Annotated in this window: 13 protein-coding genes and 1 pseudogene; 7 read left to right on the forward strand and 7 right to left on the reverse strand. The window is 52.9% G+C overall.

The features are described 5' to 3' along the window. Positions 1 to 71 precede the first annotated feature (71 nt). Complete coding sequence (locus tag DEP07_RS13170) at positions 72 to 1,043, reverse strand: DMT family transporter (RefSeq protein WP_173599237.1); 972 nt, start codon at positions 1,041 to 1,043, stop codon at positions 72 to 74. Between the two features lie 135 nt (positions 1,044 to 1,178). On the opposite strand from DEP07_RS13170, the gene DEP07_RS13175 reads away from it, so the two are divergent. The 3 genes from DEP07_RS13175 (at position 1,179) to DEP07_RS13185 (ending at position 4,575) form a co-directional block, all read left to right on the forward strand. Beyond that, positions 1,179 to 2,033 carry a LysR family transcriptional regulator gene (locus DEP07_RS13175; RefSeq protein ID WP_173597559.1) on the forward strand — a complete coding sequence of 285 codons (855 nt, stop codon included), beginning with the start codon at positions 1,179 to 1,181 and terminating at the stop codon, positions 2,031 to 2,033. A gap of 151 nt (positions 2,034 to 2,184) precedes the next feature. Then, on the forward strand, positions 2,185 to 2,964 hold the full coding sequence (locus DEP07_RS13180) for a helix-turn-helix domain-containing protein (RefSeq protein WP_173597629.1): 780 nt from the start codon (positions 2,185 to 2,187) through the stop codon (positions 2,962 to 2,964). Between the two features lie 189 nt (positions 2,965 to 3,153). Then, entirely contained in the window at positions 3,154 to 4,575 is a 1,422-nt protein-coding gene (locus DEP07_RS13185; RefSeq protein ID WP_429827474.1) for an MDR family MFS transporter, read from the forward strand. 47 nt (positions 4,576 to 4,622) lie between these two features. Here the strand turns inward: DEP07_RS13185 and DEP07_RS13190 are convergent, their stop codons facing one another. Further along, positions 4,623 to 4,973, reverse strand: coding sequence for a hypothetical protein (locus DEP07_RS13190; RefSeq protein ID WP_173597561.1), 351 nt, complete (start codon positions 4,971 to 4,973; stop codon positions 4,623 to 4,625). Between the two features lie 204 nt (positions 4,974 to 5,177). Here DEP07_RS13190 and DEP07_RS13195 point away from each other — a divergent pair, with 204 nt between their 5' ends. Both DEP07_RS13195 and DEP07_RS13200 read left to right on the forward strand, forming a co-directional pair. After that, positions 5,178 to 5,981: a hypothetical protein gene (locus DEP07_RS13195; protein WP_280648529.1), complete on the forward strand. Its 804-nt coding sequence runs from the start codon at positions 5,178 to 5,180 to the stop codon at positions 5,979 to 5,981. A gap of 267 nt (positions 5,982 to 6,248) precedes the next feature. Next, positions 6,249 to 7,430, forward strand: a complete 1,182-nt coding sequence (locus DEP07_RS13200) for an MFS transporter (protein ID WP_122964643.1) — start codon at positions 6,249 to 6,251, stop codon at positions 7,428 to 7,430. Between the two features lie 8 nt (positions 7,431 to 7,438). Here the strand turns inward: DEP07_RS13200 and DEP07_RS13205 are convergent, their stop codons facing one another. Further along, positions 7,439 to 8,419, reverse strand: a complete 981-nt coding sequence (locus DEP07_RS13205) for a helix-turn-helix transcriptional regulator (RefSeq protein ID WP_287102592.1) — start codon at positions 8,417 to 8,419, stop codon at positions 7,439 to 7,441. 205 nt (positions 8,420 to 8,624) lie between these two features. Between DEP07_RS13205 and DEP07_RS13210 the strand changes: the two are divergent. After that, positions 8,625 to 8,843 (forward strand): annotated as a pseudogene (locus DEP07_RS13210) (short-chain dehydrogenase); the annotation flags it as partial. Positions 8,844 to 8,980: 137 nt separating this feature from the next. Here the strand turns inward: DEP07_RS13210 and DEP07_RS13215 are convergent. The 4 genes from DEP07_RS13215 to DEP07_RS13230 are packed head-to-tail and all read right to left on the reverse strand — an operon-like array spanning position 8,981 to position 14,167. After that, positions 8,981 to 10,228: a benzoate/H(+) symporter BenE family transporter gene (locus DEP07_RS13215; RefSeq protein WP_122964645.1), complete on the reverse strand. Its 1,248-nt coding sequence runs from the start codon at positions 10,226 to 10,228 to the stop codon at positions 8,981 to 8,983. A 44-nt stretch (positions 10,229 to 10,272) separates the two neighbouring features. Beyond that, complete coding sequence (locus DEP07_RS13220; protein ID WP_287102593.1) at positions 10,273 to 11,721, reverse strand: sigma-54-dependent transcriptional regulator; 1,449 nt, start codon at positions 11,719 to 11,721, stop codon at positions 10,273 to 10,275. Continuing rightward, positions 11,690 to 13,009 carry a sensor histidine kinase gene (locus DEP07_RS13225; protein WP_287102594.1) on the reverse strand — a complete coding sequence of 440 codons (1,320 nt, stop codon included), beginning with the start codon at positions 13,007 to 13,009 and terminating at the stop codon, positions 11,690 to 11,692. Before DEP07_RS13225 ends, DEP07_RS13220 begins: the two co-directional genes overlap by 32 nt. A gap of 9 nt (positions 13,010 to 13,018) precedes the next feature. Next, positions 13,019 to 14,167 carry an iron-containing alcohol dehydrogenase gene (locus DEP07_RS13230; protein ID WP_122964648.1) on the reverse strand — a complete coding sequence of 383 codons (1,149 nt, stop codon included), beginning with the start codon at positions 14,165 to 14,167 and terminating at the stop codon, positions 13,019 to 13,021. Between the two features lie 267 nt (positions 14,168 to 14,434). Here DEP07_RS13230 and adhP point away from each other — a divergent pair, with 267 nt between their 5' ends. Next, positions 14,435 to 15,448: an alcohol dehydrogenase AdhP gene (gene adhP / locus DEP07_RS13235; RefSeq protein WP_063229972.1), complete on the forward strand. Its 1,014-nt coding sequence runs from the start codon at positions 14,435 to 14,437 to the stop codon at positions 15,446 to 15,448. The last annotated feature ends 667 nt before the right edge of the window (positions 15,449 to 16,115 follow it).

The following is a 16,115-nucleotide window of genomic DNA, read 5'->3' on the forward strand; positions in this document are numbered from 1 at the left end:
TGAGGAACACGGCATGCTCCCGCGAATCCTTTTTTGTTTCCGGCAAGTTCGTTTGAGGCTGGAAACGGCAATCAGACACTCGGCACCCTGGCACGGTTCGCCTTTTGCTGTTTTTTCCGATATCCGAGCTGTTTGCGCTGAAAATGGTTGTTGCGGATCAGGGCAAAAATGACGAGCAAAGTGCCGTAAAACTCGAACATGCTGATTTCATAGCCTTGCATCGCCATCAAGGCGAACGTTGTGATCGGGACGAGATTGATGAACAAGATTCCATTGAGCGGAGTAAGCCGTTTGATTCCTTCGTTCCAGCTTAACAGGGCAACCAGTCCCGGCAAAAGCACCATAAAGGCCATCTCATATTTGATCGCAACCACGCTTTCCCAGCTCGGCGCGGGCATCCACTGCAACAAAATGGCGGCCGCAATCACGCCAAAAGAAACGCACGTACCCAAGAGACACGTCAAGGTCGAGTAGCGCAGCGTCGACCAGCCAACGAAGCGTGCGCCGCCCATAGAGTAGACGACCCACCCGACAACGCCTGCGAAGATGAGCAGCAGCGGGAAAATTTGCTCGCTTGCCGTGATGAAAAATGCGAGGCTTCCGTTTGTGATGACCAAAAGCGCTCCGGCGAGAGCAATCGCGATGCTGGTGACGCTGTAAGCAGGCGGCAGCTTTTTCGTCTTGAGCGAGATCAGGACGATGGAGATCATCGGCATCAGCACTTCCATGATCGCCGCCGCAATCGTTCCCGTCTCTCCCATCAGCTTTTGCCCCATAAAAACACCCATGTTGTACACCGTAAAAGCCATCGTGCCGAAGAAGGTCAACGCGCCGCCGCGCCCCTCCAGACGAAAGGCGGACCGTCCTTCTTTTGCCAAAAGCAAGCCGCATAACAGAACACTGACCAATAAATAGCGCAAAAACGCGAACGTAACCGGATCGATTTTTTGCAGGGCGATATGGGCGACGGGAAACATCGCTCCCCACGACGCGCTGGCAAGTGCGCATAACACGGTTCCTGCAAGGAGTGACTTGTTGTTCATGTGAAAACTCTTCCTTTCCATCTGAAGCATCTTCCACATCATACGGGATGAAAATCTGTTAGTATAATGATTGATAATCAAGGGATATATCATTTTCAATGATGGATACGGGAAACAGATGGGGAGAGAGCAAGGGTGGAGCTGAACGATTTAAAAATTTTTCACATGGTAGCGACACTGGGCAGCGTGAGCAAGGCCGCAGCGGAGTTGAGCTATGTGCAGTCCAATGTGACGGCCAGAATCAAGCTGTTGGAAAAAGAGCTGGGAACGCCGCTGTTTTACCGGCACAAGCGGGGAATGACATTAAATACAGAAGGACGAAGATTGCTGGAATATTCGCGCGATATTTTGACGAAGCTGGATGACATGCACCGATTTTTTCATCAAAGCTCGGAGCCTTCCGGTGTGCTGTCCATCGGGATGGTGGAGACAATCAATCGGCTGCCTGAGCTTTTGTCTGCCTATTGCAGCCGCTTTCCGCAAGTGGACTTGTCGCTTACGGCAGGCGTGACCGAGCATTTGCTGCGGATGGTTCTGGATGTGGAGCTGGACGGGGCGTTCGTCACAGGTCCGATCAGCCATCCGTTGATCGAGCAGAGGCAGGTGTTTAGCGAAGAGCTGGTGCTGGTCAGCAAAGGAAGCTCCTTCACCATGGATGACATGCCAGGGAAGGCGCTGCTTTTATACAACAAAGGTTGCGGGTTTCGCGAGAGGCTGGAGGGCTGGATGAAGCTGGAAGGGGTTATTCCCAGAAAAGTGATGGAGTTCGGGACGTATGAGACGATCATCGGAGGTGTCACAGCAGGCATCGGCATGACGATCTTGCCCAAGTCGGCGGTACGGCAGCTCGCGGAAAGCGGGCAAATCCATATGCATCCGGTGCCAAAGCCATACCGGGATGTGACGACGATGTTCATACGCCGAAAAGATGCGGCCATGACCAGCACGCTGCAATCGTTTTTGGCTGAAATCGGACGACATAGCGGGTAACGAGACCTATGGATTAAACTGATAATTTTATGTAAAATTTTGAAATTCGTCCTTTTCTATAAGAGAAAATTGTGGTAAATTTATATAGCGAACAAGCGTTCTGTTTCGATTCGTAAACGATGACAGGTGGAAGGAAGGTGGAGCTTCTGTGATTGACCGATACACCGAAATTGACGAGGTCATTTCTTATATTCATCGACATCTCGATGAGCCTCTGCCACTTTCCCGTTTGGCCAGTCATGTCGCCTACAGCCAGTATCATTTTGCGCGCATTTTCAAGGAAAGAATCGGCTTGTCACCGCTGTACTACGTATCCTCGATGCGTTTGCAAAAGGCTAAGGATCTTTTGTTGCGCACCAACATGAGCGTCCGCGATATCGGCCTGGAAATCGGGCAGCAAAGCCTCGGGACGTTTTCTACCCGGTTTACGGAAAAAGTGGGCATATCGCCAAGCGAGTTCCGCGAGTCAGCGCATCGGGCAGACGACCAACTGCGCACTTTGCAGCTGCTTTCCGACTGGAGCATGGCGAGGTCGTTTGCGGAGACGAAATTGCGGATCAGCGGGACTGTTACGGCTGCGGCTCCTTTTCACGGCGTCATTTTGATTGGCTTGTTTGCCAAGCCGATTCCGGAAGGGCTGCCCTTGTACGGGACACTTCTGCCGTCCCTTGGCGATTTTTGTTTTACGGGCGTCGCGCCTGGCACGTATTATTTGATGGCTACTTCTGTCGATTGGGGCACGCAGGCGATCGATTTTCTTTTGCCGCATTCCACGTTGCGCACCCGATCGAAAAAACCGATCATCGTCACACCGAACAATACCGTTCCACATCAGCAAGTTACCCTCTACGAGCCTCATCCCGACGACCCGCCTATTTTGATTTCCTTGCCGCTCTTGATGGATCATTTCATCAACCGGGTGGCGAAGTAACATCATAGCAATCGAAAAGAAATCATAACCTATGATTCGTGGTAGGCTAGGATAGCTTACTGATTAACGTAAAGAGATGGAGTGGGAACTTTACAGCTGGATTATGAAAGGAGAAACCAAGTGAAAAATCAGCAAGAGGAAAAGCATAATGAAGGCACTTTCGGGAGCAAAAGCAACTTTCTCGTGGTCATGGTGATGATCCTGGGGGTTTTTGTTGCGATTCTCAATGAGACGCTGCTGAACGTTGCCTTGTCAAAAATCATGGATGATATCGGAATCTCTCCAAGCACAGCCCAATGGCTGGCGACTGGCTATTTGCTCGTCATTGGCGTCTTGATTCCGGTGACGGCCTTTCTCATTCAGCGGTTTACAACGAGAGCCTTGTTTTTGTCAGCGATGGGGCTGTTTACTTTGGGAACGCTGGCAGCAGCGCTTGCGCCGGGCTTCGAGCTGCTCCTGATCGGCAGGGTGCTGCAAGCTTCGGGAACGGGGCTGTTGTTCCCGCTGCTGACCAATGTCGTCTTGTCTGTCGTTGCGATTGAAAAAAGGGGATCGGCCATGGGCACGATCGGAATCGTGATCACCTTTGCCCCAGCCATTGGGCCGACGCTGTCCGGCATTATCGTCGAGCATTTCAGCTGGCGCGCCCTCTTTTACGGAGTGCTGCCGATTGCCTTGTTTGTCATCGCTTTCGCCTATTTCCGCTTGAAAAACGTAACAGAAACATCCCGTCCGCGAGTAGATGTGCTTTCCCTGCTTTTGTCCACCTGTGGGTTCGGCGGGATTGTGTTTGGTTTCAGCAGCGCCGGAGAAGGGCATGGAGGCTGGGGCAGCAATGAAGTGCTCGTTCCGATTACGATCGGGGTGATCTCCCTGATCCTGTTCATCTGGCGGCAGCTGCGTCTGGATGAGCCGCTGCTCGATTTGCGCGCTTTTACGTACAAAGTTTTTCGGATGTCCACGATTATTATGATGATCGTCATGATGGCGATGTTTTCGGCAATGATGCTGCTGCCGATTTTCCTCCAGAACGCTTTGGGCTACAGCCCGTTTCATGCGGGGCTGATCATGTTGCCGGGCGGGATCGTCATGGGGATCATGTCGCCGATTACAGGACGGCTCTTTGACCGCTTCGGGGCCAAGTGGCTGGCGCTCATCGGACTTGGGTTGGTCGGCAATACGCTATGGCAATTTGCCTTTATTACCGTGTCTACTTCCTACCTCACGATCATGGTTTGGAACACGCTGTTGATGCTCGGCATCTCCATGCTGATGATGCCAGTCATGACCAACGCCTTGAACGAGCTGCCGCCGAAGCTGTATCCGCACGGCACAGCGATTATCAGTACGTTGCAGCAAGTAGCCGGAGCCGTCGGGACGGCGCTGCTCGTCACGATCATGACGAACGGCACGAGCAAGTATTTGGCCCAGTTCGGGGGAGCAGAAGCCGACCCAGCCCAAAAGGTGCTCGCCATGATGGCAGGAATGAAAAGCGCGTTCCTCCTGGCTTTCGCTCTGGTCGTGCTTGCCTGGATCATATCTATGTTCCTCAAGCGGGCGGTTCCGCCAAAAAAAGAAGAATGGGAAGGTCAGGGCGCATCCGCGCATTGATCGCAGGAGCAGGTCAGTCCAAACGCAGGTTTGGGCTGGCTTGTTTTTTATATAGTTTGTTCATGGCGTAATCCTTGAAATTTTAAAACAGCGGACACCAGATAACAGATGCAGGTTACCCCAAACCACACACCGATGTTTGAGTAGGTAAAGAGCATGTATAACGACAAGGGAGATGCCCAAACAAATGAGATCAAAATGACAGGGGGATTTACCAAAGAGGAGATGAGAGCAAAACAAGCAGGGAGCAAGATGAAAAAAATCATCATATACGGCATTCCTTTAATGGAACCATCACGGATCGTTGCTACATACCACAAGTAAATGCTGAGAATAGAGCTTAAAGCCCCTAACAAGCAGCCACTCCACAAATAAAAATTTTTGTAAATCGTCTTCATAGTTTTCCCTCCTTGGAAAGAGCTTTGTAAATTCTTGTCTAGATTTATCAAATAAATTTATTGAGATTGCTTTTTCGGTGTGATAATTTATTGATTATAATACCATATTTTACAAATATTACAAATATCACAAGCACCATACGCACTTTGTAATTTTTAACGAAGAAATGGATGTAAAGATCTATGTGAAGGGGTTATTTCACTATGAAAAAAATATTAACTACTTCTACGATATTACTTCTGTGCTTATCGACTTCTGTAGTTTTTGCTGGAGGAAAAATTGATAAAAAAACCTATCATTTATCTCCAGAATTAAGTAGTGATGTCATTTTGGAAAATGTAGAACTAACAGTTGATGAAAAGAATTCAGCCTCTAGTATTTGGATTAAAGGTAAAGCAAAGGCGGGAAATGGAGCGATTGGTTACCGATTATTAATTGATCGAGCTAAAAGAACGTATAAAACAGAGAAGTTAAGCAAACAAGAATTAGATGATGAATTGAAACGAGTAGATGAAAAATCCCAAAATGTGAGTAACAAGGATATTGATAGCTTGAACGGTGGAATAAAAGCTCTTGCTGCTAATTATTATACTGGTTGGTTTAAGATAACAACACTTGATCCAGTTAGAGTTCCGGTCAATGCAACCAAGCTTACTCTAAAGTGGAAAGAGTATGAAGATGGGACGTTAGAAGATACAAGCCATAGTATCTCTCCCTGGGCTGCAAACCCAAGTAAATTCGATACACATTGGTTTGTAGATGATTACGATGATTCCACACCAGATGCAAATACTGATAGTTCAGAAATCACTTACACAGGATGGGCTGATTACTATAATGATGATTTTGGAGATGATGAGTGGAGAACGTACGTTTCACACTCGATAAAAATGACAGCGTTGCAAAAAGATGTTGGATGTGCAGGTTGCTTTGATTATTCCTATAAAACGGATGAGTCTGGAGAGTCCAGTTCATTGCTGAATTACACAATTACTACTAGTTATTAAATTAGTAGAAGATCGTCTTAATTCCCCAAAATTATGACGGTCTTTTTATTTTGGTGCTCCAATTAGAAACAGATTCGTAAAAAACTCGACAATTTTCTCAATCCTTGAGAAACCTTCCCTTTACAACAAAACTAATGACTTTCCTCCCCATAGGAAAAACTAGCTGCAAATCGTCGAACTTTTATTTCCGGGCAGGAAAATGCGACGAGACGCGAAATGATTACAAGGCGTGCTACACGCAGATGACAAGAAAGCAGGGAATCACACATGTCAGCACCTTACAAAAAAGTGTTTTGGGCAGCCGGCTTTGGCTGGATGTTCGACGCGATGGATGTTGCCCTTTTATCATTCATTATGGTGGCGCTCAGGCAAGAGTGGGGACTGACTGCACAAGAAGCGGGCCTTCTCGGGACCGGCAATCTGGTAGGAATGGCGATCGGAGCGATCGTGGGCGGATATATGGCAGACCGGATCGGACGAAAGCCCGTCTTCCTGCTCACACTGCTTCTGTTTGGGGCAGCGAGCTTCGCCAGTGCGTTTGCCACAGGCTTTTTCACCATGCTGCTGTTCCGCTTCCTGATGGGACTCGGACTTGGCGCCGAGCTGCCTGTTGCTTCCACGCTGGTCAACGAGTTTGCCCCTGCGGAAAAACGGGGGAGCACCGTTGTTTTGCTGGAAAGCTTTTGGGCGGTCGGCTGGATTGCGGCGGCGGTCATATCGTATTTCATCATCCCGGATTACGGCTGGAGAGTCGCGGTCATCATCGGGGCACTGCCAATCGTGTACGCCTGGTACGCGAGACGCACGATCCCTGAATCGCCCCAGTTCCAGCAACGCTCGGAGCAAGTACCTGTGCAAAAGCTGCTGACCTCGCATCAGCGGGAGACGATCGCTTTGTGGGCTGTCTGGTTTGCCATTGCCTTCTCGTATTACGGCATGTTCCTGTGGATGCCGTCTGTGCTGGTAGACAAAGGCTTCACCATGATCAAAAGCTTCCAGTACGTCCTGATCATGACTTTGGCGCAACTGCCCGGCTATTTTGCCGCCGCCTATCTCGTGGAAAATTGGGGCCGCAAAAAGACGCTGGCCAGCTTTTTGTTCATGACAGCGATCATGGCGTTCGCTTTCGGACAAAGCAGCGGGACGACGGAATTGCTGGTAACGGGTGCCCTTTTGTCCTTCTTCAACCTGGGAGCGTGGGGGGCGCTGTACGCGTACACCCCGGAAAACTACCCGACGCCGCTTCGCGCCACAGGCGCAGGCGTTGCTTCCGGCATCGGACGAATCGGCAGCATCATTGCCCCGTATCTCGTCGGCTATTATTCATCCTTGCATTACAGCTACACGTTTATTTTTAGCATTTTTACAATCGTCTTGTTCATTGGTACGGCGATTTTGCTGATTTATGGCAAAGAAACAAGAGTAGCAAGTGCGGCGCGCGCCAATTGATGACAGCTTCACTGGGCTGTATCCGGTGTGCTGCGAGTTGCGTTTTCGTACAGGTGCAGGATACTGCGAGCGCGGGAGATGACTTCCGCTCGCAGCTCCGCAGGTTCCCGCACCTCGATGAGCGAGGCGTAGCCGAGCACTAGCGCACAGGCGGAATCCAGCGTATGAAATTCAACCTCGGCCTCGATCCAACCGCTTTTGGCGGCATGGGTGGAGGCTATTTTCATGTAGCGCTCCTGTTTGAGCCGGGGCCACGCCTCTTCGCGAAAGCGGATGACTGCCGGATAGCGGGGAAGGCTCGCCTTGAACTGTGTCGTCGACTCCTCCCAATAGCTGGCGAGGTCAAAGTTTTCCGGCCGGACAAAAGCTTCTTCCAGCACGCGAGCTTCCGTGAACCGGGAGATGCGGTATGTGCGCAAGTCCGCATCGATCTGCGCGACCAAATACCAGGTGCTCCTTTTGGCGACAAGTCCAAGCGGAAGCAGCGTCCGCTCGACAAGCGCATCTTCGCGCTGGTAGCGAACCCAAAGCTTGCGGCTGAGCCAGACGGCGTCCTGAATGGTGGCGAGCAAAGGGAACGTTTCATCTGATTCATGCCAGCCCGCTCCATCGATATGCAGGCGCTCACGTACTTGCCAGGCATCCTGCTGAACAGGTTGCGGCAAGGCGGACAGCAGCTTCCAAAAAGCACGCTCGTACCCTTCGGCCAGACCGAGGTCGTTCAGCACGCGGGAAGGTGAGGAAAGCATGAGCGATTGCAGCTCATCGATTTTCAATCCGGTCAGACTGGTGCGATAGCCTTCCGCGAGAACCCAGCCGCCAGCCGAGCCGCGTTCCGCGTAGACGGGCACTCCAGACGCGCTCAAAGCTTCCATGTCCCGATGAATCGTCCGTTCAGACACCTCCAGCTTCTCGGCTAATTGTCTGGTGGTCATCCGCCTGCAGTTTTGCAGATGCAGCAAGATCGAGAGCAACCGATCAGCACGCATAGAAAATCCCTCCTGAAAAACGACTTCGTAGTAGCTTCATTTTATCTTATCCAATATGACAGATGGTGTCATATTGGTGAGGTTACACTGTTCCTATCAACCAAAACCAAACAGTCATGTCCGTTTGGCTGACGGCAAGCGATCTAGCTCTTTTGACGCAGCGCACAGCGTGAATGGCTGGTTCGCACAAAAAGGAGGCGCATGTATGACAGGGAAAGCATTGCAGGGAAAAGTAGCAGTCGTGGCGGGAGGAACGAGAGGGGCGGGGCGAGGAATCGCCATCGGGCTTGGGGAAGCCGGGGCGACCGTCTACGTGACAGGCCGAAGCGTGCGCGGACAGCCATCCGACATGGTTCGTCCAGAAACAATCGAGGAGACAGCCGAGCTGGTAACGGCAAGTGGCGGAGTCGGGATTGCTGTCCAAACAGGGCAATTTAGCTGACGCCAAACAACAACGGAAAGCATTGATTGATCAACGTTTTTGAAAGGAAAAAGGGGCGTCTCCGAGTCGAAACACCGACTTTGGAGACAGCCCCTTTTGCATCTCGTATAGCGATTTCCCTAAGCGAGCGGCTGTGTATTTTTTTTGCGAGTCAACCAGTTGCGGACGTTTCCGTTCAAAATCAGATTGGTGACGACGCCTGCGATCAGCCCCCAGAACGCGGCACCGATTCCGCCGATCGAAATGCCGGAAATCGTCACGAGGAAGGTGACCAGAGCGGCTTCCCGTTCCTTCATATCGCTCATCGCTTGGGCGAGGCTGGAGCTAAGCGAAGCGAACAGGGCCAGGCCAGCGATGACGGCGATCAGTTCCTTGGGCAAGCCGAAAAAGACAGACGTAATCGTGGCGCCAAACATGCCGAACACGAGATAGAAGGCACCGCAGGCGATTCCGGCGATATAGCGCTTGGAACGATCCTGGTGCGCTTCTTTTCCGGTGCAGATGGCTGCGGTAATCGCCGCCAGGTTAATTCCGTGCGAGCCGAACGGAGCCAGGAGCAGCGAGGCAATCCCGGTCGTCGCGACGAGCGGACTGGCAGGCGTGTCGTAGCCGTCTGCTTTCAGCACGCCGATTCCCGGCGCGTTTTGCGAAGCCATCGTGACGATGCACAGGGGAATCCCCAGCCCGACAATCGCATCGAGCGAAAAGTTTGGCATCGTAAACACAGGGTTCACCAATGTCATTTGCACAGAATCAAGCTGCAAGCGCCCCATGCCAAAAGCGATGGCAAGTCCGACCAAAAGCGTCAGCACGACGGCGTAGCGCGGAAACAACCGTTTGGCGAACAGGTAGCAGAAGATCATCGGCAAGGCAAGCGCAGGCAAATGCTGCATCGAGACGAACACTTCGACGCCAAAAGCCAACAAAATCCCGGCGAGCATCGCGGTCGTGATCGACTGCGGCACGTATTTCATCAGGATGGAAAACAGGCCGGAGACGCCGAGCAGCGTGATGACGGCTGCGGAAAACAGATACGCGCCAATCGCGTCGCTGTAAGGATAGGTGGTCAGGCTGGATACCAAGAGGACGGCACCTGGCGTCGACCAGGCGGTAATGACTGGCGTCTTGAACCAGATGCTTAAAATAATCGCCGTCAAGCCGCTGCCGATGGAGATCGCCCAAATCCAGGAGGAAAGCTCTGCTTCGCTGAGTCCCGCGCTCTGTGCGGCCTGAAAGACGATCAGGAGCGGGCCGGCATAAGACACGATGGTGGCGATCAGGCCGACGACGACGGCCGAGATGGAAAAATCGCCAGGAATGCTTTTGAGATGCGAAATCGACCAGTGCTGTTGTTTTTGGGGTACCACAATCATTGCCTCCTACAGGGGATTAGCGCAGCGCAGGCGAGGCATTACCCCTTTTCGTTGAGAATGTAGCGGATCGTCCGCTTGGTGATGTTCAGCTTCTTGCTCAGAAGCTGCCTGTCTCCCTTTGTTTCGCTCAATCCTTTTTCGATGATCGCCCGTCCGACTTCCCCTTCCAACAGCTTGATTCTTTTTTGCAAGTAATCGAAATCGACGCCTTCGATGGAAGGGAGCACGCGGGTGAGCGATTCTACAAACCGCTCGCACTCCCGCTCAATCGCTTGCTCGACGCTGCTCGGTTCGGGGTGGGATTGACCAGGCAGCTTCGTTTGCAGCGTCTTTTGCCGCAACTGGGCAGGCAGGTGCTCGGCGCGCAGTTTTTCGCATTCGTGCAGGGCGATCGTTTGATTCAGGACATTCAGGAGCTGTCTGACATTGCCAGGCCAGTCATAGCGTTGCAAAAGCTCCATGGCATCAGGCTCGATCTCGCACGGAGCGCCGCTGCGCTTTTGCAAGTAGGAATGCGCAATCGCCGGGATGTCGCCAGCACGCTCCCGCAGGGGAGGAATTGCCAGCTTGATTCCTTCGAGACGATACAGCAGGTCGCTGCGGAAACGGTTCATCTCGACCTCGTGCTCCAGGTTGCGGTTCGTGGCGGAGATGAAGCGAATATTGCTCTGACCGACCTGTTCGCCTCCGACCCGCATAAATTCTCCCGTTTCCAGCGTGCGCAGCAGCTTGACCTGGATCGACAGCGGGGCTTCGCCAATCTCGTCGAGAAACAGCGTGCCGTTGTGAGCAAGCTCAAACAACCCTTTTCGCGATTTGATCGCTCCGGTAAACGCGCCTTTTTCGTACCCGAACAGTTCGCTTTCCAGCAACGATTCCGGGACGGCACCGCAGTTGAACGCGACGAAAGGCTGCTGGGCGCGGTTGCTCGCTCCGTGGAGAAAACGGGCCATCAGCTCCTTGCCTGTTCCGGTCTCTCCTTCTATCAAGATGTGGATCGCCTTTTTTGCTAATTTTTTGGCAATGGCGATCATTTTGCTCATCGGGCTTTCTGCTGAATACACGATACCATATTGCGCGGCTTCTTGGGATAGGTCATCTTTTTGGTTCGCCGAAGCAGAGAGGACAGAATCAATGATGTGTTCCAGACTGTCCAGATTGTCGAACGGCTTTTCCAAATAGTCTTTGGCCCCCCACTGCATCGCTGTGACGGCCGACTTGATGGTGCTGTAGCCAGTCATGATCAACACTTCGCACGCGGGAAAAACGGCTTTGATCTTGCGCAGCAGCTCCAGCCCGTCCGCGTCAGGCAGCTTGAGATCGACGAGAGCAGCCTGAAAGCCGCGGGGATCGTTTTGCAAAAGCCATTGGACGTCCTTGCCCGTGTTGGCGACGACTACCTCGCAATTTTTGCGCCGGAGAAAATAGGTGAAAAACGTAGTGACCTCCGTCTCATCATCCACAATCAATATCCGTTTCTGCTCCATGATGTTGATGTTCCTCCTCTTTGATCAGCAGTGGCAAAAGCAGCGTAAATTCGCTGTAGCGATTTTCTTCGCTTTGCGCATACAGCTTGCCGCCGTGCGCTTCGGCGATGCCAAGGCTGACGGACAAGCCCAGCCCTGTCCCTTTTGTCCGTTCTTTGGTCGAGAAAAAAGGCTGGAAAATTTGTGAGAGCTGTTCGGCTGGAATGCCCGTCCCGTTGTCGTAAACGGACAAGCCTGCGTAGCGAACGCCGTCTTCTTCGACGGGAAAGGAACGGATGAGAATCCGCGGCGCTTCCTGCTCGGACAAGGCATCCCTGGCGTTCAAGAGCAAGTTGATGACGACTTGCTCGATCTGATGGCGGCTGCCGTGAAACAACAGGCTCGGCTCGTTCATTTCCCGGGTTATGGTCAGGCCGCAGACAGACAGCTGATAGCCGATCAGCCCGAGCACATCCTCCACGACTTCGTCAATGGAGACAGTCTCAAACAAATACTCTTCTTGCCGGGAGAAGGTCAGCAGGTTTTGAATAATTTTTTTGCAGCGGACGCCGCACTGATAAATGTCGCGCATGAGCGGCGCGGTCGGAGCATCGGCTGTTTCGCGCAAAAGCAGTTGCGAATTGCCGAGAATCGCGGTCAGCGGACTGTTCAGCTCGTGGGCGATTCCAGCGGCCATTTCCCCGATGGCAGCCATTTTTGCCGACTGGATCAGTTGGGCCTCGATCTTGATTTTTTCGTTCACGTCCTGAAACAGCAGGCTGTTTTCCACGATGACGCCTACGTGCCGGGCAACGAGCTGGATCAACTCGGCTTCTTCGGGATCGGCTGGGCGCTGTTCCTCTCGCAAAAGCGTCAAGTAGCCGAAAGTCTGGTTCAATGGATTGCGCAGCGACACCGAAGTCGCATAGTGCTGCGGCAACGTTTGCGCCAGCTTGTGGTGAAGCTGCTCGGGAAAGTTTGCCGTGTCAGGGCAGTGCGGATGAGTCAACGTGTGGCAGTGCCAGTCCGTGTCTGTCCGCATGCACAAGTACGACGTCGGCGTGCCTCCTTTGACAATCGTCAACGTAAAGTGCTCGAAGGCGAGAATTTGCGATAGCTGCTGGGCTATGTAGCTGCTCGTTTGCTGCCAGGTTGCGTCGATCTGGATGTGCGTCAGCTGGTTGATGACCGCGAGCTGGCGGTTTTTCTTTTTCATTTCTTCGACGAGATAGACAAGCTCGCTGTAGTAGCTTTTTCGCGAGGAAGATATTCCGGTGAGCTTTTCGAGTATCTCCTGTTTGCTTTGCATGGCGGCCTCCTATAGAGCTTGGCGAAAGAGAGAAGCGACGTCTTGGACGCTCATGTCGCGCGGATTGGTTGTCATGCACACATCGAGCAAGGCGAGTGAGCTGAGCAGTTCGATCTGGTCAGGGTGCAGCCCGATGGCAGACAGCGATTGCGGCACGTCCAGGTCTTTTGCCAGATTCGTCACGGCTTTCATGGCGAGACGAGAGGCGTCGTGCGTGCTCAGACCCGAGGTGTTTTCGCCCAGACATTCGGCGATTTGCCTGTATTTTTCGGGAGCGGCGATATAGTTGTATTCGAGAACGTGCGGCAGCAGGATGGCGTTTACTTCCCCGTGCGGGGCGTCGAGGAAGCCGCCCAGTTGATGGGACATGGCGTGGACGGCTCCGAGTATGGCGTTGGAAAAAGCGATTCCGGCCTGCAAGCTCGCCATTGCCATCGCTTGCTTGGCGGAGGCGTTGTACTGGCTGGCGGCGGATGGACGCAGATGTTCGGCGATCAGGCGCATGGCTTGCAAGGAGTGAACCTCGGTAAGCGGCGTCGCAGCGAGCGAAATATACGACTCGATGGCATGGGTCAGGACATCCATGCCTGTATTGGCAGTGAGTTGTCGGTCTTTGGTCATCAAGGTTTGCGGATCGATGATGGCGATATCCGGGATGAGCGATTTGGAGATGATCGCCATTTTTACTTTGCGCGCGCTGTCTACGATAATCGAAAACTGCGAGACTTCGGAGCCGGAGCCAGCCGTAGTCGGCACCATGACCATCGGCGGGAGCGGATGCTGAATCTGATCGACTCCTTCATACTGCACAATGCTTCCTTCGTTGGTGGCGAGCAGGGCGATGGCTTTGGCTGCGTCGATCGCGCTGCCACCGCCGACTCCGAGAATCGCGTTGCACTCGGCAGCACGGTACGCCGCGATTCCGGCGTGAATCTCGTAATCTTTCGGATTGGCCGTCACGTTGGTCCACAAATGATAGTCGAGCTTTTGCTGCTGCAAGTAGTGGATGATTCGCTCGGCCCAGCCTGCGCTTACGACACCGGGATCGCTGACGAGAAAAACGCGGGATGCTCCCAGACGGCGAAGGCTTTCCCCGACTTGGCCGATGGATTGGTTGCCGAAGATGATCTCCGGTGTCATAAATTTGGATATTTGCATGCTGCTTACCCCCTTTTTCCCTATGTAGTTAATACCGCAGACAGGGTCGAATCCCTTTTTTGGCCAAAAGCTTGGCTCGCGGGCCGTTTTTTTGGCTGATAGGCCGAAAAATCGGCCAGTCCGAAGGTGAGACAAGGCGAAAAAGCGCGAAAGATAAAGCGCTTACAATTTGGCATGCTGCTTGCAAATATATAGGAGCGAAAATACATAACCGCTCATTCGGCACACGAACAGGTGCCCGTGGGGGAAAAGAGGAGGAAGGTCGAGATGAAAGCAGCAGTGGTCAACGAGTTCCATCAAAAGCTGGAGGTAAAGGAAGTAGCGGTTCCAGAGGTGGGTTACGGGGAAGTGTTGGTCAAAATCAAGACGTGCGGCGTTTGCCATACGGATTTGCATGCAGCGCATGGAGACTGGCCGGTCAAGCCGAAGCTGCCTTTGATTCCGGGCCATGAAGGGGTAGGGGTCGTGGAAAAGCTGGGCGAAGGCGTCACTTCCTTGAAGCTGGGCGACCGGGTAGGCATCCCGTGGCTGTTCTCCGCGTGCGGCGAGTGCGACTATTGCCTCACGGGTTGGGAGACTTTGTGCCAGAAGCAATTGAATGGCGGTTATTCCGCAGACGGAGCTTACGCGGAGTATTGCGTGGCGCCAGCGGCTTATGTGGCGCGTATCCCGGATGAACTGGGAGACGTGGAGGCTGCTCCGATCTTGTGCGCGGGCGTGACTACTTACAAAGCGCTGAAGGTCGCCAATGTGAAGCCGGGCGACTGGGTGGCAATTTTCGGGATCGGCGGACTGGGCCACGTAGCCCTGCAATATGCGAAAGCAATGGGGTACAACGTCGTCGCGGTAGACATTCACAACGAGAAGCTCGAACTGGCAAAAGAATTGGGGGCTGACGTGACGGTCAACAGCAGCGAGGTCGATCCTGTGGAGGCGATTACCGAGCAGGTCGGTGGCGTGCACGGAGCGATTAGTGTGGCTGTAACGAAAAAAGCGTTTGAGCAGGCGTACAAATCGGTTCGCCGCGGCGGCTCGCTCGTGGTGGTTGGCTTGCCGAATGCCGAGCTGCCTATCCCGATTTTCGATACGGTGCTCAACGGTGTAACGGTCAAAGGCTCGATCGTAGGAACGCGCAAAGACATGCAGGAAGCACTCGACTTCGCGGCTCGCGGCAAGGTTCGCGCGATCATCGAGACACAGCCGCTGGATAAAATCAACGAGGTGCTGGAACGGATGGAAAAAGGCCAAATTAACGGCCGCGTCGTGTTGACGATGGAGTAATGATCGTTTTAGGGAAAAGACAACTGCTGCCTGGTGGTCGCTTGGAGACTGCTGGGTGGCAGTTTTTTTGAATGGGGAGGAAATGGGCGGGGGTCACTGTTTTCTCGGCCAACGGTAAGCATTGGTCGGATCGTGATTTTTTGAGAGTTGATCAAGGATGAAAAATTCAAGTGCGGCTGTTGATCGCGGCTGTAGGGGAGGGAGGAAACAGGAGAAACCGCTGTAGGGACGTGGGCCTCTAGCGGGGAAGGGTGGACTGCCCGTCTCCGGCGAAAAAGGAAAACCGCGTCAAAAGCAGCGAGATCGAAGAAGCGGACGCACGTTGCCGCTTAAAGGCGTGTTTTCCTTTTTCACCTCCGCCTCGGAAGGAGTCCCAAAGCCCTTTCGCTTGTTTCTCCTGTTTCCTCGGCCAACGGTAAGCATTGGTCGGAGATTGTTTTTTGGAGGTTGCTCAAGGGCGGAAAATCCAGAGCAGAAATTGAGTAAGTTTTTTCATGAACGGGTTGCATGAAGTGACCGTCTTCAAGAAGACTCTTGCTCATGTTTCTGCGTTTTTTTGAAACCCCGATCACCACCGCTAAAGTACCGATGACGCAGACTACAAAGCGTCAGCTCAAACAAGCTTTTTGGCATTGGCATTTTCTTTGAAACTCGCGCCGACCACAAC

The organism is Brevibacillus sp. (assembly GCF_003521185.1).
Taxonomy (GTDB): domain Bacteria; phylum Bacillota; class Bacilli; order Brevibacillales; family Brevibacillaceae; genus Brevibacillus; species Brevibacillus parabrevis.

What these genes read in the sequence shown, in the direction of transcription:
- DEP07_RS13170 (WP_173599237.1), bottom strand. Translation starts at nt 1,043, where the DNA reads ATGAACAACAAGTCACTCCTTGCAGGAACCGTGTTATGCGCACTTGCC.
- DEP07_RS13185 (WP_429827474.1), top strand. Translation starts at nt 3,154, where the DNA reads ATGGTGATGATCCTGGGGGTTTTTGTTGCGATTCTCAATGAGACGCTG.
- DEP07_RS13190 (WP_173597561.1), bottom strand. Translation starts at nt 4,973, where the DNA reads ATGAAGACGATTTACAAAAATTTTTATTTGTGGAGTGGCTGCTTGTTA.
- DEP07_RS13195 (WP_280648529.1), top strand. Translation starts at nt 5,178, where the DNA reads ATGAAAAAAATATTAACTACTTCTACGATATTACTTCTGTGCTTATCG.
- DEP07_RS13200 (WP_122964643.1), top strand. Translation starts at nt 6,249, where the DNA reads ATGTCAGCACCTTACAAAAAAGTGTTTTGGGCAGCCGGCTTTGGCTGG.
- DEP07_RS13205 (WP_287102592.1), bottom strand. Translation starts at nt 8,419, where the DNA reads ATGCGTGCTGATCGGTTGCTCTCGATCTTGCTGCATCTGCAAAACTGC.
- DEP07_RS13220 (WP_287102593.1), bottom strand. Translation starts at nt 11,721, where the DNA reads ATGGAGCAGAAACGGATATTGATTGTGGATGATGAGACGGAGGTCACT.
- DEP07_RS13225 (WP_287102594.1), bottom strand. Translation starts at nt 13,009, where the DNA reads ATGCAAAGCAAACAGGAGATACTCGAAAAGCTCACCGGAATATCTTCC.
- DEP07_RS13230 (WP_122964648.1), bottom strand. Translation starts at nt 14,167, where the DNA reads ATGCAAATATCCAAATTTATGACACCGGAGATCATCTTCGGCAACCAA.
- adhP (WP_063229972.1), top strand. Translation starts at nt 14,435, where the DNA reads ATGAAAGCAGCAGTGGTCAACGAGTTCCATCAAAAGCTGGAGGTAAAG.